General features: G+C 52.6%; 17 protein-coding genes. 6 read left to right on the top strand and 11 right to left on the bottom strand.

Going from position 1 to position 18,384, the window contains the following annotated elements; genetic code table 11:
• The 4 genes from Kalk_RS10345 to gmk form a co-directional block, all read right to left on the bottom strand.
• Nucleotides 1-384: a RidA family protein gene (locus tag Kalk_RS10345; protein WP_101894172.1), complete on the bottom strand. Its 384-nt coding sequence runs from the start codon at nt 382-384 to the stop codon at nt 1-3.
• A gap of 18 nt (nt 385-402) precedes the next feature.
• Entirely contained in the window at nt 403-2,517 is a 2,115-nt protein-coding gene (gene spoT, locus Kalk_RS10340; RefSeq protein WP_101894171.1) for a bifunctional GTP diphosphokinase/guanosine-3',5'-bis pyrophosphate 3'-pyrophosphohydrolase, read from the bottom strand.
• A gap of 71 nt (nt 2,518-2,588) precedes the next feature.
• Nucleotides 2,589-2,861 carry a DNA-directed RNA polymerase subunit omega gene (gene rpoZ, locus Kalk_RS10335; protein WP_101894170.1) on the bottom strand — a complete coding sequence of 91 codons (273 nt, stop codon included), beginning with the start codon at nt 2,859-2,861 and terminating at the stop codon, nt 2,589-2,591.
• A gap of 78 nt (nt 2,862-2,939) precedes the next feature.
• On the bottom strand, nt 2,940-3,551 hold the full coding sequence (gmk, locus tag Kalk_RS10330) for a guanylate kinase (protein WP_101894169.1): 612 nt from the start codon (nt 3,549-3,551) through the stop codon (nt 2,940-2,942).
• Nucleotides 3,552-3,807: 256 nt separating this feature from the next.
• On the opposite strand from gmk, the gene Kalk_RS10325 reads away from it, so the two are divergent.
• Nucleotides 3,808-7,017: a methyl-accepting chemotaxis protein gene (locus Kalk_RS10325; protein ID WP_199768047.1), complete on the top strand. Its 3,210-nt coding sequence runs from the start codon at nt 3,808-3,810 to the stop codon at nt 7,015-7,017.
• Nucleotides 7,018-7,083: 66 nt separating this feature from the next.
• On the opposite strand, the gene Kalk_RS10320 is transcribed toward Kalk_RS10325, so the two are convergent.
• Together Kalk_RS10320 and ppk2 are read right to left on the bottom strand one after the other, a co-directional pair.
• Nucleotides 7,084-7,311, bottom strand: coding sequence for a phosphatase (locus Kalk_RS10320; protein ID WP_101894168.1), 228 nt, complete (start codon nt 7,309-7,311; stop codon nt 7,084-7,086).
• On the bottom strand, nt 7,311-8,243 hold the full coding sequence (gene ppk2, locus Kalk_RS10315; protein WP_233716870.1) for a polyphosphate kinase 2: 933 nt from the start codon (nt 8,241-8,243) through the stop codon (nt 7,311-7,313). The genes Kalk_RS10320 and ppk2 overlap by 1 nt, the downstream gene beginning before the upstream one ends.
• 346 nt (nt 8,244-8,589) lie before the next feature.
• Between ppk2 and Kalk_RS10310 the strand changes: the two genes are divergently transcribed.
• Nucleotides 8,590-10,431 (top strand): sensor domain-containing diguanylate cyclase, encoded by a 1,842-nt coding sequence (locus Kalk_RS10310; protein ID WP_101894167.1) that lies wholly within the window; start codon nt 8,590-8,592, stop codon nt 10,429-10,431.
• A 9-nt stretch (nt 10,432-10,440) separates the two neighbouring features.
• Here the strand turns inward: Kalk_RS10310 and Kalk_RS10305 are convergent, their stop codons facing one another.
• The gene (locus Kalk_RS10305; protein ID WP_158643426.1) at nt 10,441-11,787 is read right to left on the bottom strand and encodes an alpha/beta hydrolase; all 1,347 of its coding nucleotides are present in this window, start codon (nt 11,785-11,787) and stop codon (nt 10,441-10,443) included.
• Between the two features lie 189 nt (nt 11,788-11,976).
• Complete coding sequence (locus Kalk_RS10300; protein WP_101894165.1) at nt 11,977-12,843, bottom strand: YicC/YloC family endoribonuclease; 867 nt, start codon at nt 12,841-12,843, stop codon at nt 11,977-11,979.
• A 159-nt stretch (nt 12,844-13,002) separates the two neighbouring features.
• Between Kalk_RS10300 and rph the strand changes: the two genes are divergently transcribed.
• The 3 genes from rph to Kalk_RS10285 all read left to right on the top strand — a co-directional run bounded on the left by rph (nt 13,003) and on the right by Kalk_RS10285 (nt 15,357).
• Nucleotides 13,003-13,719 carry a ribonuclease PH gene (rph, locus tag Kalk_RS10295; protein WP_101894164.1) on the top strand — a complete coding sequence of 239 codons (717 nt, stop codon included), beginning with the start codon at nt 13,003-13,005 and terminating at the stop codon, nt 13,717-13,719.
• Between the two features lie 6 nt (nt 13,720-13,725).
• Nucleotides 13,726-14,376 carry an orotate phosphoribosyltransferase gene (gene pyrE, locus Kalk_RS10290; RefSeq protein WP_101896278.1) on the top strand — a complete coding sequence of 217 codons (651 nt, stop codon included), beginning with the start codon at nt 13,726-13,728 and terminating at the stop codon, nt 14,374-14,376.
• 78 nt (nt 14,377-14,454) lie between these two features.
• Nucleotides 14,455-15,357: a CHAD domain-containing protein gene (locus Kalk_RS10285; protein ID WP_101894163.1), complete on the top strand. Its 903-nt coding sequence runs from the start codon at nt 14,455-14,457 to the stop codon at nt 15,355-15,357.
• Between the two features lie 10 nt (nt 15,358-15,367).
• On the opposite strand, the gene Kalk_RS10280 is transcribed toward Kalk_RS10285, so the two are convergent.
• Nucleotides 15,368-15,745 (bottom strand): response regulator, encoded by a 378-nt coding sequence (locus Kalk_RS10280; RefSeq protein WP_101894162.1) that lies wholly within the window; start codon nt 15,743-15,745, stop codon nt 15,368-15,370.
• A gap of 496 nt (nt 15,746-16,241) precedes the next feature.
• Here Kalk_RS10280 and Kalk_RS10275 point away from each other — a divergent pair, with 496 nt between their 5' ends.
• Nucleotides 16,242-16,868 carry a DUF4124 domain-containing protein gene (locus tag Kalk_RS10275; protein ID WP_158643425.1) on the top strand — a complete coding sequence of 209 codons (627 nt, stop codon included), beginning with the start codon at nt 16,242-16,244 and terminating at the stop codon, nt 16,866-16,868.
• Between the two features lie 4 nt (nt 16,869-16,872).
• Here Kalk_RS10275 and slmA read toward each other — a convergent pair whose 3' ends face one another.
• Both slmA and argB read right to left on the bottom strand, forming a co-directional pair.
• Nucleotides 16,873-17,469 carry a nucleoid occlusion factor SlmA gene (slmA, locus tag Kalk_RS10270; RefSeq protein ID WP_101894160.1) on the bottom strand — a complete coding sequence of 199 codons (597 nt, stop codon included), beginning with the start codon at nt 17,467-17,469 and terminating at the stop codon, nt 16,873-16,875.
• A complete protein-coding gene (gene argB, locus Kalk_RS10265; protein ID WP_101894159.1) occupies nt 17,469-18,371 on the bottom strand; it encodes an acetylglutamate kinase in 903 nt (300 codons plus the stop codon). The genes slmA and argB overlap by 1 nt, the downstream gene beginning before the upstream one ends.
• Nucleotides 18,372-18,384 lie beyond the last annotated feature (13 nt).

Here is an 18,384-nt window from a genome sequence, read left to right as displayed (position 1 = left end):
CTAAAGTTCCATTACCCCATCCATTTCCACCGATGCACCTTTTGGTAACGATGCGACTGCCAGCGCTGCGCGGGCTGGATAGGGCTGTTCGAAGTAGCGGGCCATGACTTCATTCACTAACGCGAAGTGGCTCAGGTCAATCAGAAAAATATTGAGCTTGGCTATGTCTTGTAAGGAGCCACCGGCCGCCTCTGCCACGGCTTTCAGGTTTTCAAATACGCGCACGATGCTGGCTTCCATGTTGTCGTCCACGAGTTCCATGGTGGCTGGATCCAGTGGGATCTGACCGGACAGGTAGACCGTGTTGCCGCACTTTACCGCTTGGGAATAAGTGCCGATGGCTTGGGGGGCTTTGTCCGTGGAAATGATTTCGCGCTTGCTCATGCTTGGTCTCCTAATAAATCAGTTTCTGACCCGCACGATGCGATTGACCGCTTTTTGGGTTCGCATGCGGCGGATGGTTTTGGCCAGATGCACCCGGTCGCGAATGGAAATGCGCAGGCTTACCACCGACAGGTGGGCATCCTTTTCTTTTATGTTGATGGTTTCGATGTTGGCGTCTGCCTGGGAAATAAGGGAGGCGAGGCTGGCCAGAGCGCCCCGTTCATTTTCCATCTGCACTCGCAGGTCTACGGCGTATTCGCCCACAAAATCTTTGGCCCATTCTACCGACAGGCATTTTTCCGGGTTGTCTTTTAGCTCTGAGGCGATGTTCTTGCAGTTATCTCGATGAATCACCATACCGCGACCGGAGCTTAAGTGGCCCATTACAGAATCGCCGGGGATGGGGCGACAACATTTGGCCAGCGCAATCACCATGCCTTCGGTGCCACGGATCACCAGTGGTTTGGGTTTGTTGCTGTCCGGGTTGGTGGCTTCGCCATCGTGGGGCAGCATGCGGCGGGCGGCAATTTGCGCCATTTGGTTGCCCAGGCCGATGTCTTCCAGCAGGTCATCGAGGGTTTTGAACCCGGCCTCAGTGAGGGCGGTGGTGATGTGATCGGGAGGAATGCTTTCCAGAGCCAGGTCGAAGCTGGAGAGGGCTTTGTCCAGCAGGCGGTGGCCTAAGGAAACGGATTCGGAGCGGCGCTGGTTTTTCAGGAAATGGCGAATGTTAGCGCGGGCCTTGGCGGTGGTGACAAAGCTCAGCCATGCCGGGTTGGGGCAGGCACCGGGAGCAGTAATAATCTTAATGGTTTGCCCGCTCTGGATGGGGGTGCTCAATGGCACTAGGCGATGATCCAGGCGCGCAGCCACGCAGCTGTTGCCCACATCGGTGTGAACCGCGTAGGCGAAGTCCACTGGTGTGGCCCCGGTAGGCAGTTCTAATATGTTGCCTTTTGGCGTGAACACGTAGACTTCGTCGGGGAACAGGTCAATTTTGACCGTTTCCAGGAAGTCTTGGGAGTTACCGGCCCGTTGCTGCATCTCCAGCAGGCCTTTTAGCCATTCTTTAGCGCGATTCTGGGCACCGCCTGCGGGATCAGGGTCGGATTTATAGAGCCAGTGGGCGGCGATGCCATTATTGGCCATGGCATCCATCTCTTCCGTGCGGATCTGCAGCTCAATGGGTACACCATTCATGCCAATTAACGTGGTATGCAGGGATTGGTAGCCGTTGGCTTTGGGGATCGCGATGTAATCTTTGAAGCGCCCGGGAATAGGCTTGTACAGGTTGTGAATGGCGCCCAGTACCCGGTAACACATGTCTACAGAATCCACCACAATGCGGAAGCCGTACACATCCATGATCTCGTTAAACGGTTTGCGCTGGGTCTTCATCTTGCTGTAGATGCTGTAAAGGTGTTTTTCGCGGCCCACCACCCGACCTTTGAGGCCATCCCGATCCAGGCGATTCTCGATGGCTTCCTGGATGCGAGACACCATATCCTTGCGGTTGCCACGGGAGGTTTTGGTGGCTTTTTTGATGCGGGCGGAGCGCATGGGATACATATGCGAGAAGCTTAAGTCTTCCAGCTCCACCCGAATATTGTTCATCCCCAGCCGGTTGGCGATGGGGGCGTAGATTTCAAGGGTTTCGAGTGCGATGCGGCGGCGTTTGGTGGGGTGTAGCACCCCTAAGGTGCGCATGTTGTGAAGCCTGTCAGCCAGCTTGACGAGTATGACCCTGATGTCCTTGGTCATGGCCAGCACCATTTTGCGGAAGTTTTCCGCCTGGGCCTCGGCTTTGGATTCGAACTTGATAGCGCCAATTTTGGACACGCCGTCGACCAGATCTGCCACGATTTCACCAAAGGCACCGGTCACGTCCTCTTTGGAGACATGGGTGTCTTCAATTACATCATGGAGGAGGGCGGCTTCTACGCTTTGGGCGTCCATGTGCATGTCAGCCAGGATCTTGCCGACTGCCAGAGGGTGGACGATATAAGGGTCGCCGCTGCGTCGGTACTGGCCTTCGTGGGCCTGTTCGGCAAAGTAATAGGCACGACGAATATCCTCCCGTTGTTCGGGGGGCAAATAGTCGAGTTTTTCTATAAGTGTTTCAACAGTTTGCAAGCGCTCAATCCCTCCTCAGAGGATTTAGTGTAATGGGATTGAGCGGCAATGAGAACAGTAGATTTAGCTGTTTATTCGTCGAGGTTGGGGTTGTTGAATGCACTGTGGAAAGACGACGTATCGCGGAACTGTTTAGGCTCCGGTTTGCGGGTCAGGATAGACTGATCCACGTAGCCTTCGGCGATTTCGCGCAGGGCAACCACGGTGGGCTTGTCGTTTTCCCACTCAACATAGGGGTCTTTGCCGCCAGTAGCGATCTGGCGAGCACGTTTGCTCGCAACCAGAACCAGAGAAAAGCGGTTGTCTACTTTATCCAGACAGTCTTCAACGGTAACACGTGCCATTTTCTACCTCAGAGTTTTTCGGCCAAGCCGCCTATTGTACTGGTTTGCCGGTGCAAGACAAGCGTCAAGCACGCTGGCTTACGACAACAGGCTGGTAATCAGGGATTGATAGCGCTGCGCTTGCTTGTTTTGGGTCAGGCGATGGCTGGTGATCACGGCTTTCAGCTCATCCAGGGCGATATTGAAATCATCATTGATGATCAGGTAATCAAACTCCACATGATGGGAGATCTGTTCCGCCGCCTGTGCCATGCGGCTCTGAATCACATCATCAGAATCCTGACCCCGGCCCACCAGGCGCTGCTGCAGCACCTCCTTTGAAGGAGGCAGAATAAATACACTCACCGCATCCGGTGCCTGGCGTCGCATCTGCTCTGCCCCCTGCCAGTCAATCTCCAGAATGACATCGTGGCCGGCTTTAAGTTGATCTGCCACGCTTTGCTTGCTGGTGCCGTAGAGGTTGCCAAACACCTGAGCGTGCTCCAGAAAAGCGTTTTCATTGAGCATGGCTGCAAATTGATCGCTATCGACGAAGTGATAGTTAACCCCGTTTACCTCCCCAGGGCGCTGGGGACGGGTGGTGTGGGATACAGAGACGTGCAGATCCGGGTTGGATTCCACCAGGGCGTGAACCAGACTGGTTTTACCTGCACCGGACGGAGCCGATACGACAAACAGGGTGCCTTGCATGGGGTACCTTTTTGATTAAGCGGTGAGTGCTGTCTATTCAGTTTAGTGGTAAGTGGCAAATATTTCGATTTCTGGCCACGAATGTTAATGGGCCGCAATTATAGCGGGTTTGGGTGCCCAGCGTCAGGCTCGCTTCTGTACAAAATTCATACACGCTGCATGTAAAGACCCGCAGTTCCTGACTGAGAAAACATTGGGGGCAGCGTAGCGAAGCTGAGATCCGATGCTATAACTAAATAGTCAGGGGCATTTTGCCGTGAGTAAACGCCGTACTTGTGTGAGCCGGAGTAAAACCGATATGAACTGGATGACGTATCTGAGTATGAAAGTGAAGATGGGCCTGGTGGTAGGCTTATTTGCCTTGGTTGTAGGCATCTTCGCTAATATCGTATTCACCGAATGGAGTGAAAGTGAGTACTTTTCACTTAAAGAATTGTACGGCACTGAGTTTTACGAGCCATCGTTTCAGTTGATTAAGTCGGCCCAGTTGCATCGTGGTACCGGCTTGCAGGTTGCAAAGGGTGACGAGGCGGCGAAGAGCCTTATGCAGGCGTCCGAAGCTCGTTTCGAACAAGCGCTTAAGGAGCTTGTAGCCTTGGAAAAAAAGTATTCCTCAGATTTTGATTTGGGGGATCGACTGGCCAAGATCACCGCCAGCTGGAATACGGTTAAACTGGCCTACGTTACTATGGGCCAGGAAGCCGGGTTTGCTGCCCATAATCATATGATCGAGGACATCCTGTCCTATATAGAGTTTTATTCGGATCAAACAAACCTGACCCTTGATCCAGAAGTCGACAGCTTCTACATGATGCAGTTGTTGTCTTTCTCCTTGCCTCGAGCCATCGAATATTCAGCCCAGATGCGGGGCGAGGCTGCTGGCGCTGTTGTAAATGGGCCAGCAAGTGACAAAGCGGTTCGCAACCTGATTGGCATCAAACCCATTGCGGTAGATAAAGTAGAAGAAGCGTTACGCTCTGCAGTTAAAGCCAGTGATAGCATCGGAGGCGACCTTAACCAGCAGATTTCAACCCTCAGCGCGGCGAATAAAGAGTTTGCTGCTCTGGTGCAGGAGGTGATAGACACCGGTAGATCGCCCTTGAGTGCAAGTGAAATGTTTGCCAAAGGCACTGCACTGGTTAATGCCGGGTATGATCTGGAAAGTAAAACAATACCGCACCTTAAGCGTCTGCTGCAGGTGCGGATCGATACCATGAAGAGTGATCAAAAAATTGTACTCTATGAAATGGTATTGGCATCGATTCTGGCTGTGGTGTTGTCCTTCCTTATTATCCGCAGTTTGTTGAAGGGGATGAATGGCGCCAACTTCTACCTGGCCAATATTCAGCGTGGCAATTTGGATGACAATATTGAAATTACCGGAACCGATGAAATAGCAGCGTTGATGAAGGGTATTAAATCACTGCAATCTGAGCTAAAAGAAACTCGAACCCGAGAGCAAAAAGCTGCCCAGGAAATGGAAAAAGCAGTCGAAGAAAACAAACGAGTTGCGTTTGAAAGCAAGCGTCTGGCCGACGCACTCAGTGTCTGTGATACGTCGGTAATGATCGCAGACGAAGACTACAATATCATCTTTATGAATGCAGCTGTACACCGCATGATGGAAAATCGGGATGCGGTTCTGACCAAGCATGTACCGAACTTTAATATCAAAAAGCTGATGGGTTCGAATATGGATATTTTCCATAAAGATGCATCCCATCAGCGTGCAATGGTCAATAAGTTGAAAGATGTCTATAAGACCCGCATCAAAGTCGGAGAGCTGACGTTTTCTCTGATTGCCACCCCCTTGTTTGATGAAAGTGGTGAGCGTACGGGCACCATTGTTGAATGGGAGGACTTGACCGATCAGTTGGCTAAGGATCGTGAGCTTGCACGAGTGGCGAATGAAAACCTGCGGGTGCGTATTGCCCTGGACAACAGCTCAACCAATACCATGATTGCGGATTCTGAAAACAACATCATTTACATGAATGAAACCCTGCGTGACATGATGTCCAATGCAGAGAAAGATTTGCGTAAAGATTTGCCGAACTTTCAGGCGAGCAAGCTGATGGGTACCAATATGGATGTGTTCCATAAGAATCCATCACATCAAAAACGCTTGATCAGCGATCTTAAGTCTACATACAACACACAAATCAAGGCCGGTGGTCGCTCCTTCCGTTTGATTGCCAACCCGGTAGTGGATGGCGATGGCAATCGCTTGGGTACGGTGGTGGAATGGTTGGATCGTACTCAGGAAGTCATGGTAGAAAATGAAGTAAATGAAATCGTGAAAGCAGCGTCACAGGGTGACTTCAGCAGATCACTGAGTCTGGAAGGTAAGCAGGGTTTCTTTGCGAACTTGGCCACAGGCCTGAATCAGTTGATGTCTGTAACCAATGAAGGGATGCATGACGTAGCCCGAGTACTGTCTGCGTTGGCAGGTGGTGATCTAACGCAAAAAATTTCGGCAGACTACGCAGGGCTGTTCAAGCGCTTGAAAGATGATGCCAACGCAACAGTAGAAAAGCTGGAAGAAGTTATTGCTAATATAATCGAGTCTTCATCGTCGGTTACCACCGGTGCAAATGAAATTGCGCAAGGTAACGCGGATTTGAGTCAGCGCACCGAGGAGCAGGCTTCATCACTGGAAGAAACCGCATCCAGTATGGAAGAAATGACCGGCGCGGTACAGCAAACCAGCGACAACGCCCAGCATGCGAATCAATTGTCACAAAACGCAGTCAATAAAGCCGAAACAGGCGGGGATGTGGTTAAGCGCGCTGTGGTGGCTATGGATGAAATCAACCGTTCGAGCAAGCGTATCTCTGACATCATCGGTGTTATAGATGAGATCGCGTTCCAGACCAATTTGTTGGCTTTGAATGCTGCAGTAGAAGCGGCCCGTGCCGGTGAACAAGGTCGTGGTTTTGCGGTGGTGGCGGGAGAGGTGCGTAACCTGGCACAGCGCTCAGCCGGTGCAGCAAAAGAAATCAAGGATTTGATTCGTGACTCGGTGAATAAGGTGGAAGCCGGTACGGAACTGGTAAACCAATCAGGCATGACGCTTTCCGAAATTGTTGAGGCGGTGCGTGAAGTGACCAGCATGATTGGTGACATCAATTCAGCCGCCAGCGAGCAAAGTTCCAGTATTGTTCAGATCAATCAGGCGATTGGTGAAATGGATGAAATGACGCAGCAGAACGCTGCTTTGGTGGAAGAGGCCAGCGCCGCAGGCGAGGCCATGGCAGAACAAGCCAGGGCGCTGATGGATTTGGTTGGGTTCTTCAAACTGGATCATGGTGTCAGTGCTGTTGCGGGAAGCTTTGGGGCTGGCTCTGGTGCCAGGGCTACGGCGTCAGCGCCTGCGACAAGCAAGCGTCAGCCTGCAAAGCCTGCCGTGCGTTCACCGATTGCTGCCCCCAGCCATAGTCAGGATGACGAATGGGAAGAATTCTGATGTAGGCTGGTTACAAAAAAGCCCCTGCTTGGAAACGTAGGGGCTTTTTTGTTTCTGCTGAATTAATCAGGCATCGAAGCTCTCGGCACTTTTTCTGATATCGTGAGCAAGGTTGTCTACACGTTTCGCGATACGTTCAATTTCCAGGAACACTGCCGAATCAATGGCAGATTCTATAAGCAGCTGCAATTCGTCGAAATGCTTTTGACCAACGTGATCAACACCACTTTTGCTCAGTTTGGATTTAAAAGTGTTGACCACGTCTAATGCGTGCTGGGTTTGGCTTTTGGACATTAAGCTACTCCTTGGCTGGTGACTTCATCCCGCGTCAAAACCTGTTCATCTTGCTCATGAATATCTTTTGCGCTGCCTACAATTAATGGATCAGGGCTCACTGCCACGTTTGGGTCTTTATCGGGGTAGTTGGCTTTGCTGAGCAAATAGCGCATGGCATTGATGCGGGCGCGTTTCTTGTCATCGGATTTGATTGCCGTCCAGGGTGCGTCAGCTGTGTCGGTATAGAAGAACATGGCCTCTTTGGCTTTGGTGTAGTCACTCCATTTATCCAGCGAAGCCAAATCAATTGGGCTCAGTTTCCACTGCTTTAATGGATCTTTGCGCCGCTCCTGAAAGCGGCGGAACTGTTCCTCTCTGCTTACAGAAAACCAGAACTTGAATAGCATGATGCCGCTGCGCACCAGCATGCGTTCTAGTTCAGGTGTTTGGCGCATGAGCTCAAGATATTCCTGTTCGTTGCAAAAATCCATGACGCGTTCAACGCCAGCCCGGTTGTACCAGGATCGATCGAACATGACGATCTCACCGGCTGTTGGCAGGTGTTCAATATAACGCTGAAAGTACCACTGGCCTGCTTCTGTCTCCGATGGCTTCTCCAGTGCAACTACTCGCGCACCCCGTGGATTCATATGCTCCATTACCCGCTTGATGGTGCCACCTTTTCCTGCGGCGTCGCGGCCTTCGAATAGAATCACGATTCGTTGTTTTGTGGTTTTGACCCAGTTCTGAAACTTAAGTAGTTCAACCTGAAGTTCTTTCTTTTTTTGTTCGTATTCGCGGCGGGTCATCTTCTGTTGGTAGGGGTAATAGCCGTGTTTGAAGATGTCTTGTTTGGTTAGCACCTTTTTATCTGACTTGTTGATTGATGCCTGCTGTATTTCGTCTGCCATTGCGTCGATAGAATTGGGTTGCTGTAATGGATTGTTCACTGTCACCTCGTAGGCAGAGTGTTGATAGGAACGGTTAAGTATGGAGGACAATGCGTGCTTTGTGCATGACTTGAATCAGCTGCGACAATGATGTTGAGAACGATTGGTTCTGAATGTCAGCTGATTAGATGTGTTAAGAATAACTAGGCTGGCGCTTTAAGCTTTCTGCAGCCCCTCACTTGGGCCGTTTTAAGGTTTGCCCGTAGCTTAATGCTGTCAAGACGCAATGAGGCAGAGCAGAAATGGCAGTCGGAAATGCTCTGCTATGCTTGATAAGTAGGCTGGGGAAGTCATGTCCACATAACCAGCCCTTAAATTGACTCTGAGCTCTCGCTAGGATTTTGGTATGCCGCCAAAGTGGTTCGAAGGTAAGTTCTGTAAATTGATTTTTCTGTTGCTTTGCCTGTGGGTTGGCGGTGCTCAAGCGGATGCTATTCATGATGTCCAGAGCGTGGACATTGCAGGCTTTGACCGTCATTTGGTGCTAAATGAGAATCTTGTTTATTTGGAAGAGGGAGAGGATCGCACCTCTGTTGCAGACTTTGTTGCTTTGGCAGGCCAGTCAAAATGGCAGCGCAGTGCTGAGGCTGTTCCGAATCTGGGGTTGGGGGTGACCCCTCATTGGTTTGCTATTCGTCTGGTCAATTCCGGGCAGCAGGACGAGGCGGGTATGCTGGAGATGCCTTATACCATGCTGGATCTGCTGGATGTGTATTTTGTCGCAGCGGGTGAAGTCAGTTTGTTGGCACAGACAGGGGATCAGCGACCCTTTAGCGAGCGAGCGCTGGCCCACCGCAGCTTTCTGATACCGGTTGAGCTGAAGGCCGGTGAGGACGCACTGTTGTTGATACGGGCAGAATCCTATGGGGCTCTTAAGCTTCCACTTGAATTATGGAGTCTGAAAGCTTTTTTTGAATATGACCAGCTTGCCATCGCACCGCAACTGGCATTTGCCGGACTGATGCTGGCGTTGGCGCTGTATAACTTTTTTCTGTTGCTGGGTACCCGTGATTTTAACTATCTGTGGTATGTGCTGAGTGTAATATCCATCAGTTTTGTAGTGATGAGTTTTCATGGTGTGTTGGCGCAGTATGCATGGCCGGAATGGCCACAACTCAATAACCCGGTGCTGGTTGCCTCTATTAGCACCAATATTTTTGCCGCCTGCCTGTTTGCTTATTCGTTTTTGAACTTAGGGCGTTTCAGCTGGTGGGTAAAGGCAATATTCCTGGGGCACAGCGGTGCAGGGTTGGTGTGCTTTGTGCTGAATTTGTTTTTGCCCTACATTGTCACCATCAAGCTGGTCGCGCTGTTCTCGGTTACCGGGGCCACCTGTGGCATCATCACAGGTAGCTATCTTTGGTATCGCGGTGAAGTACTGGCTAGGTTTTACACGATTGCCTGGTTTTTGCTGTTGGCGGGAAGCGTGACCATTACCTTTAGTCACTTTGGCTGGCTGCCCAGTATCTTTCTGTTTGAATACGGCCAGCAGATCGGGGCAGTAGCCGAGGGATTACTGCTTTCCTTTGCGTTAGCGTATCGCATGAATATGGAGCGACGTAAGCGATACGAAGCGCAAGCGCAACTTTTGCAAGTGCAAACTGATGCTAATCAGCAGTTAGAGGCGCGAGTGGCTGAGCGCACAAACGAACTGGCCGAAGCCAATCAGAAGCTGTTGGAAATGAGTTTGACCGACGGATTGACGCAGGTAAAAAACCGTAAGTTTCTGGATCAGCGGATGGAGCAGGAGTGGAGCAAGGCTAAGCGCGATACGTTAACGATGTGTTTGTTAATGATTGACGGTGATCATTTCAAGGGAATCAACGACAAGTATGGCCATTTGGGCGGCGATGCTGTGCTGAAACATCTGGCGAATATTTTACAATCCAATGTGTCCCGTAGCGGTGATTTCGTGGCCCGCTATGGTGGAGAGGAGTTTGCGGTGATGCTCAGTAACACAGACCTGCAGGGCGCAGCTGTGGTTGCAGAGCGTGTGCGCAAAGCAGTGGCGGAGACGCCGGTAGAATGGGAAGGCCACACTATTGTGATGACCATCAGCATTGGGGTTGCCGGGATGCGCCCGGGCTTGGATCAGGGTATTGATGCGTTGGTCGGAGCGGCAGATGCAGCACTGTATGATGCCAAAAAAGCCGGGCGCAACCGGGTAGTGGTGGCGCCCAGCGAATAAGCGGCGTGATTAACGTGGCACGCTGTCATCTTGCACAAAATCGTTGAACATTACGGTGATGCGGTGCTCTGGCGAGGGCCAGTTGGGTACGTTCAACACCTGCAGTGCACCATTACCTCCACGGGGCGTCAGGGTTAAGCGAATGCGGTCGTCTCCTTTGTCGCTGGAAGGAATAAACAGATCGTTACCGGTAATAAAAGGCAGGCCGTGAAAGTAGGGAATGGGCTGGCTTAGATCACTGTCGCCGTCGCTGCCCTGATCAAAGAAATACAGTACGTTGGTGCGATTGCTGAAGGGGCTGTTGGCGGCGTTGATGACGCTGATTCCGTTGATGGTGAGCACGTCGTTTTGCAGCGGGCGTTCACCCCAGAACTCCTTATCCCGGCTGATGATGAGGTTGGATTGCTCGGGGGCAGAGTCCACGTTGGCGCTGATGCCTCCACCCACGGCGGAGGTGAGCAGGCGTACAAAATGATCATCCCGCAGGAACGGTTGCTTGTAGATATGATGTTCCTGCCCTTCCCGCACAATGACGAATTCGTAATAAGCACCGGCCCAGCCGAAAAAGGGCCCCCATTCGCCACTGCTATCGATTTCAAACCGGGCCTTGGGAAAGCTGCGCAGGCGCTGCCCGGTGGTACCATCTACCTCGTATACCTCGACCCGGGCACCGTCTACACCGATATTGTAGGGAAACAGCACCGCGCGACCGGCGATGGAAACAAAGGGGCGGCGGCTGGCGCGAATTGTGGAGGAGCGGGGTTTTTTGCCGGTGAGAAATTCGTACAGGTAGCCAAATGACTCGGCGGAGGTTGCGGTTTCAACGTGGGTTTGGCCGGCGACGGTTATATTCATTGCCCCACCTACATGACCACCTTCACCGATTTCGGCCCACAGTGCCAGGGTTGGTACTCCGCCTGGTTCGGCTGCTGCAGAATAGCCGTCCAGATTAACGTAATGGGCGACATTGGCTGCCCGTTCTGGGCTGCTGGTGAGGTAGCCGTTCAATACGTAGGTGCCCAAGGAATGCCCCATTACATCCACTTGCGAGGCACCGGTTTGTGCCTGTACCCGGCTGATCAGTTGATCTAGCCGGTTATGCACGGCGTCCACGGTGTCGATTCTGAATGAGGAATCGTATTCCAGGGCGAACAACAGTTTCTGTGGGTAGCCGTTACTGGTGAGGCGCATGGCCTGGGATTCAAACTGTGAGGCAGAGCCCGCGCCGCCGTGGACAAATATAAGGGGTGTTTTGGGGGTGTGATGCCTGTGCTGACCCGCGCTGACCGAGTGGGAAAATAACAGCAATGCAGAGAGTATTAGCAGTCCGATACCGCGTTGGAAGGATTTCATCATGATGGTGGTTTCGTGGTGATTAGGTTGCCAAAAGCTTACCACCGGGCCGGTTTGCAGAGAGGTGTGAAAACGGTGCTTTAGCAGCGTGAAGAGGCCAAACCGGTTTTATGCTGTATCAGCTGTTGTGCCAGGCCTGTCTGACTTGGTGCTCAAACAGGCGTTGAGAGTGGGGCAAACGGGGCGTGACAATCACTCTATGTTCTGGATCTGTTCCCGCATTTGCTCAATCAATACTTTCAGTTCTACCGAGGCCTGGGTGGTGAGGGTATTGATGGATTTGGAGCCCAACGTGTTGGCTTCGCGATTCAGTTCCTGCATTAAAAAGTCCAGGCGGCGCCCTGCTGCGCCCCCTTTGTTTAGGGTGCGACGAACTTCTTTAACGTGGGTTACCAGCCGATCCAGCTCTTCGTCGACATCGGCTTTTTGGGCCAGATACACGATCTCTTGTTCCAGCCTGTCCATGTCCACGTTGGCGGTAAGCTCCTCCAGGCGAGCTTTCAGTTTTGCTTTTTGTGCCTGCAGGATCTCAGGCAGGTTGGTGCGTACGATCGCTACTTGTTCTTCGATCTTGTCCAGGCGATCGCTGATGATGTTGTGCAATACCTGGCCTTCCCGCTCACGGTTGGCGATGAAGTCGGTAAGGGCTTCTTGCAACAGCGTCTGGGCTGCCAACTGGATTTCGGATTGGTCTGTTTCCGGTGTTGTCACCACGCCGGGCCAGTTCAGCAGGGTGGCCATGGACAGCGTACCGCTATCGCCGGTTAGGTTGCCCAGGTGATGGGCGGCGTCCAGCAGTTGTTTGACGAAGGTTTCGTTGATCTGCAGGCTGGTGGGGGCGAGGTTTTCGGCCTTGATCTTCAGTGTGCATTCCACTTTGCCTCGACTTAGGGCGTTGCGCAGGGCCTCGCGTACGGGGTTCTCCAGGTCGCGCAGGGTGTCGGGCAGGCGGGGGTGAAGTTCCAGATAGCGATGATTCACGGAGCGCAGTTCCCAGGACAGGGTGCCCCAGCTGGCGGTGTGTTCTTTGCGACTGAAGGCGGTCATGCTGCGGATCATCGGGTGTTGCTCCTGTGTTCAGGCCGTTGGATGGCGCACCATTCTAACCGAGTTTTTCCAAAGCCTCCTAATGGCGGGGTTAGAATTGTTCCAAATTCGCCGTGGTTTTTGAGTATACTGTGCGGCCTTAAGATCACAGAATTGTCAAGGAGCCACACCATGCGACCCAGCGGACGCCAACCTGATCAAATGCGCGACGTGAACATTACCCGAGACTACACCTGCCACGCGGAAGGTGCAGTGCTGGTGGAATTCGGCAATACCAAGGTGATTTGTACCGCCAGTGTGGAAGAGGGCGTACCGCGCTTTCTGAAAGGCAAGGGGCAGGGCTGGATAACGGCTGAATACGGCATGTTGCCCCGTGCCACCGGCACCCGTAATGGTCGAGAAGCGGCCCGTGGCAAGCAGGGTGGCCGCACTCTTGAGATTCAACGCCTGATTGCCCGCTCCTTGCGCGCTGCGGTGGATTTGAAGAAGGTGGGTGAAAACACGATTTATGTGGATTGCGATGTGATTCAGGCGGACGGCGGCACCCGTACCGCTTCCATCACCGGTGGTTGTGTGGCGATGGTGGACGCACTTACCCATATGTTGAATAAAAATATGATCAAAAATGACCCTCTGCTGCGTCTGATTGCGTCTGTTTCAGTGGGTATGTACAAAGGCACCCCTGTATTGGATCTGGATTACCCGGAAGATTCCAAAGCCGAAACGGACATGAACGTAGTGATGACCCAGCACGGTGGCATGGTAGAAGTGCAAGGCACTGCAGAAGCTGAGCCCTTCAAGCGGGAAGAGATGGACGCCATGATGGATTTGGCCGACAAGGGCATCAAGGAGTTGTTTGCACTGCAGCAGAAAGCGCTGGGGTGGTAAGCGATGATCAAGCCTTATCAGCGTGACTTTATTGAGTTTGCCTTGAGTCTGGACGTGCTGCGGTTTGGGGAGTTTACCCTCAAATCGGGGCGCAACAGCCCTTACTTTTTTAACGCAGGCCTGTTTAACAGTGGCCTGGCGTTGGCTAAGCTGGGCCGATTTTACGCTGCGGCCATCGCCGACAGCGGTGTGGCGTTTGATGTGTTGTTTGGTCCGGCCTATAAAGGTATTCCCATTGCCTCGGCAGCGGCTATTGCGCTGGCGGATAATCATGGCAGGGATCTGCCCTGGTGCTTCAACCGCAAGGAAGCCAAGGGCCATGGCGAAGGGGGCACGCTGGTCGGTGCACCGCTGCAAGGTCAGGTTCTGATTGTGGATGACGTGATCACCGCGGGTACGGCTATTCGTGAGGTGATGGACATCATCGGTCAAACCGACGCTAAACCGGCTGGTGTGGTGGTGGCGCTGGATCGCCAGGAAAAGGGCAAAGCGGAGTTGTCGGCTATTCAAGAGGTGGAGCGGGATTTCGGTATACCGGTAATCAGCATCATCAATCTGAATCAGCTTATCCGCTACATGGAGGAGCAGGCCTCGGGCTCGCTGGCGCAGCACCTGCCCAAGGTAAAAGCCTATCGCGATCAATACGGTGTGCAGTAGGCAGTACCGGTGCGCTGTCATTAAAACGTCACGTTAAAGGCCTCCTGTTCACGGGTTTGGCTAGGGTACAATAGGCGGATGACTCAATCCCGTACCCGGCCAGATCCAGTGTATAAGTCCGCCAAACTTCGAATTGGCAAGCTGCTCACTAGCCTTGAGGCTGAGGCACAACCCGCTGCCACGGCAGCTTCTTCTGATGCAGCGGTTTTAACGTCGCTCCCTCCTCACCTTGTTCATCGCTTGCGGGTCTGCACCAAACGGCTGCGGGCGCTGTTGCAGCTGTATCGTCCGGTGGCCAGTAAAGCCACGATTAAAGCGGTGGAGCGCCCTATAAAGGCATTGGCCGATTCCTGGTCAGGGCAGCGCGATGCCGTGGCGCAATATGAAACTCTGTGTCATCTGGTGGAGGTGTTTCAACAGAGTAATGATCAGGACATGCAGCCACTGATGCGATGTTTTGAGGCGCGTCTGCAGCAGGTAGCAGTGAAGGCGGAGCCGCTTGAGCCGATTGCAGCATTGCAACGCATCCAGCAGCTGTGGAAGGATTCGCTCAAGGGTAAGAAAGCCCCGGATTATGAGAGCGGTGTTGAGTTTGCGTATCGCAAAGCGCGTAAGCTGGCCTATGAGGCGGAGTCGTCGGATGATGACGAGGTGTATCATTGTTGTCGGAAGTGGACCAAATATTACTTATATCAATTACAGATGATAGTGGCCGGGCCCCGTCCAAGGGATAAGGCGTTGATCAAACAGCTTAAGCAGCTGGGGGAATTGTTGGGTGGGTTTCACGACCGTTGCGTGCTGGAGCAGGCTCTTAACGGGTTGCTGGCCAAGAAGCAGGATGAAGCGCTGGAGCAGGCGGCGCTGTTAATGCTGTCCTGGCTGATGGAGCAGAAGCGAGTGGACAAGAGCCAATGTCAGGGTTTGTTTGAGAGTGTGTTTGCCCGCCCACACAACCCGGTTAAATTGGCTCGATCAAGCTGAAGCCGCCGGTTCAGGCGGCTTCGTTGATGGCGTTGGCCAGCATGGCTTTGATTTCCTGCGGGCTGGCCACTTTGCTGAGAAAATGATCGCAGCCACACTTGGCGAAGCGGGCACGTTCCTTTTCTGAATCTTTATAAGAAATAATAACGAGGGGGATAGAGGCGGCTTCGGGCATGGCTTTCAGCTTTTCAACCAGCTGCTCTGACACCATATCCGGCAAGGTGGCGTCGATCAAAATCAGGTCGTAGTTCCATTGTTGGCATTTGGCCAGACATTCAAAACCCAGAGCGTAGAATTTTACGTCGAAGCTACTGTCCAGCGACTTGCTTAAATAGCGCCGAAATCCTAGATCATCGTCTACACACAGAATATTGAATGGGTGCTGCATAGGGAATACCTCTAATGTTGCCAGCGGCGTTGTAATTAGAATCCTGCCATCATTGAATATAGACACTGTTCACAAAAAATACAGGCCACAGGCATCTACAATACAACTATAAGATAATTAGGTTTCGGTGACAGCTACAATGGTAATCCACACGCTGGGCCAGGCCATGCACTGCCTGCCGTTAAGCACGGGTTAAGCTGCGGTTCAGTGAGCAGGTGCTAGGATGACAACCATAATTGCGCTTGAATTGTCATGGAGCGCAAACCAGCGTCTAGAATGAATAGGGTAAGTCTTTGATTCGGGGCGATGTGGGGTTGTGAGAGCGTTGTAATGCGTTTGATTTGGTTTACAGTGTAATAAAACGGGATCTGAGTGGTCACAGTGAGTGGAATACGGCGGTTTGCGGGATTCAGCGCCGCTAAATGTACACTTAGTTTAGTAATCTTATAGTCAGTATTCATATAGCCAGTAAACGTTGGAGATAGACGAGAACGTGTTGTCAAAACCGCAAAACCTGATTCTTTTGCTGATTGCTGTGCTGTTCAGTCACAGTGTTGCGGCGATCAGTTTCTATCGTTATGAAAATGATGAAGGTCACAAGGTGATCACCCAGACTTTACCCCCCAATGTAGTGCACAAGGGTTATGAGGTATTGAACGAGCGCGGGTTGGTGGTGAAGGTGGTGCCCCGGGCATTAACAGCGGAGGAATTGGATGCATTGGAGGTGGAGCAGCGCAGTCAACATCAGCAGGCCGAGCAGGCACGACGTGACAAAAAGCTGCTTTCCATCTTCAGCAGCCCAAAAGACGCCGAGCGGGCGCGGGATCGCAAGCTCGAAGCCCTTGAGGTGTACATCAGTGTCACCAAGGGGAATATTCTGAAGCTAAAAGGCGAATACAATCAGGCGCAGTCGCAGGCTGCTGAAAAAGAGCGCGCAGGGCAGGCTGTGCCGGATTTTCTGGTGGAAAAAATGGATAGCTTTGCGCGTCAGATCCAACAGGCCGAAGAGTCCATAGAAGAAAAAGAACAGGAAAAACTGGTAATCCGTAAGGCGTATCAAGAGGACATTGATCGTCTTAAGTACTTGCAGGATCAGAAACAAAAGGCCCTTGAAGGGCGCTAGGTTTTCAGGCGCGGAACAGACTCAGCGACAGCAGCTTCCATTGATCATCCCAACTCTCAATCGGCGATCGGGTAAACCCGGAGCGCACATACTGACAGATACGACCTTCCGCAGCCGACAGCATCAGGTTGGCGCTTTGCACCGCTGTTAACTGGGTGCGCTTGCCTTCTTTGAGCTCCGCTTCTCGCAGGATCTGTTTTAACTGGGTTTCGATGCGATCGAATAATTGCACGACGCGTTGGCGCAGGCGATCGGTCTCACCGGTGATGGCATCGCCGGTGAGGATGCGGGTGATGCCGGGGTTTTTTTCGGAGAACGCCAGCAGCAGATGCAGAATCTGTCCACACTGCTGGGTGCTGTCGGGCTCTTCTTTCAGAATCAGGGTGATGCGGGAAAACAGGGAGGTTTCGATGAATTCGATCAGCCCTTCAAACATCTTGGCTTTGCTGGGAAAGTGGCGATACAGGGCAGCTTCCGAAACCCCGACTTCTTTGGCCAGGGCCGCTGTGGTGATGCGGCCACCGGGGCTGGCTTCCAGCATGTGGGCCAGAGCCTGCAGGATCTGTTCTTTACGGGACGCTTTACGTTCGCTGATGGCCATCAGACATTCTCACTGGTGATCAGGGTGCCTACGCCTGCGTCCGTAAAGATCTCCAGCAGTACGGCGTGAGGAACACGTCCGTCAATGATATGGGAGCTGGTCACGCCGGCTTTCACTGCGTCCAGGGCACATTGGATTTTCGGCAGCATACCTCCGTATATGGTGCCATCTTCGATGAGTCCGTCCACTTCTTTGGGGGATAAGCCGGTGAGCACTTTCCCTTGTTTATCCATTAAGCCGGCGATATTGGTGAGCAGCATCAGCTTCTCAGCCTTCAGGGCTTCGGCTACTTTACCCGCCACCAGGTCGGCGTTGATGTTGTATGAGGCGCCGTCTTTGCCCACGCCAATGGGCGCGATAACCGGGATGAAGTCACTGTTGACCAGCATATTGATGACGTCGGTGTTGACTGAGGCGACTTCGCCTACGTGACCGATGTCGATGATCTCGGGCGCGTTCATGCCTGGGGCGTTGCGACTGATGGTCAGCTTTTTGGCCATGATCATTTGGCCGTCTTTACCGGTCAGGCCCACCGCTTTGCCACCATTGTTGTTGATCAGGCTGACGATGTCTTTGTTGACCAGGCCGCCCAGGACCATTTCCACCACGTCCATGGTTTCGGAGTCGGTGACGCGCATACCGTCGACGAATTCGCTCTGCTTGCCGATCTTTTTCAGCAGGTCGCCGATCTGGGGACCGCCACCGTGCACCACCACCGGGTTGATGCCCACCAGTTTCATCATCACGATGTCGCGGGCGAAGCTGTTGGTGAGTTCTTCGGTTTCCATGGCGTTACCGCCAAACTTGATGACGATGGTCTTGCCGGTGAAGCGCTGGATATAGGGCAGGGCTTCGGATAATACCTGGGCAATGTTCAGTGCTTTGTCTTTACTAAGGGTCATGATGCCTGTCGCC

Source organism: Ketobacter alkanivorans (assembly GCF_002863865.1).
In the GTDB taxonomy this organism is placed as follows: Bacteria; Pseudomonadota; Gammaproteobacteria; order Pseudomonadales; family Ketobacteraceae; genus Ketobacter; species Ketobacter alkanivorans.
This window is presented reverse-complemented; position numbering and strand designations above follow the sequence as displayed.

Coding starts and splice junctions, on each gene's coding strand:
- Kalk_RS10300 (WP_101894165.1), bottom strand. CDS start 12,843: ATGATCCGCAGCATGACCGCCTTCAGTCGCAAAGAACACACCGCCAGC.
- Kalk_RS10280 (WP_101894162.1), bottom strand. CDS start 15,745: ATGCAGCACCCATTCAATATTCTGTGTGTAGACGATGATCTAGGATTT.
- Kalk_RS10310 (WP_101894167.1), top strand. CDS start 8,590: ATGCCGCCAAAGTGGTTCGAAGGTAAGTTCTGTAAATTGATTTTTCTG.
- Kalk_RS10285 (WP_101894163.1), top strand. CDS start 14,455: ATGACTCAATCCCGTACCCGGCCAGATCCAGTGTATAAGTCCGCCAAA.
- Kalk_RS10345 (WP_101894172.1), bottom strand. CDS start 384: ATGAGCAAGCGCGAAATCATTTCCACGGACAAAGCCCCCCAAGCCATC.
- Kalk_RS10305 (WP_158643426.1), bottom strand. CDS start 11,787: ATGATGAAATCCTTCCAACGCGGTATCGGACTGCTAATACTCTCTGCA.
- Kalk_RS10320 (WP_101894168.1), bottom strand. CDS start 7,311: ATGTCCAAAAGCCAAACCCAGCACGCATTAGACGTGGTCAACACTTTT.
- rph (WP_101894164.1), top strand. CDS start 13,003: ATGCGACCCAGCGGACGCCAACCTGATCAAATGCGCGACGTGAACATT.
- argB (WP_101894159.1), bottom strand. CDS start 18,371: ATGACCCTTAGTAAAGACAAAGCACTGAACATTGCCCAGGTATTATCC.
- gmk (WP_101894169.1), bottom strand. CDS start 3,551: ATGCAAGGCACCCTGTTTGTCGTATCGGCTCCGTCCGGTGCAGGTAAA.
- slmA (WP_101894160.1), bottom strand. CDS start 17,469: ATGGCCATCAGCGAACGTAAAGCGTCCCGTAAAGAACAGATCCTGCAG.
- rpoZ (WP_101894170.1), bottom strand. CDS start 2,861: ATGGCACGTGTTACCGTTGAAGACTGTCTGGATAAAGTAGACAACCGC.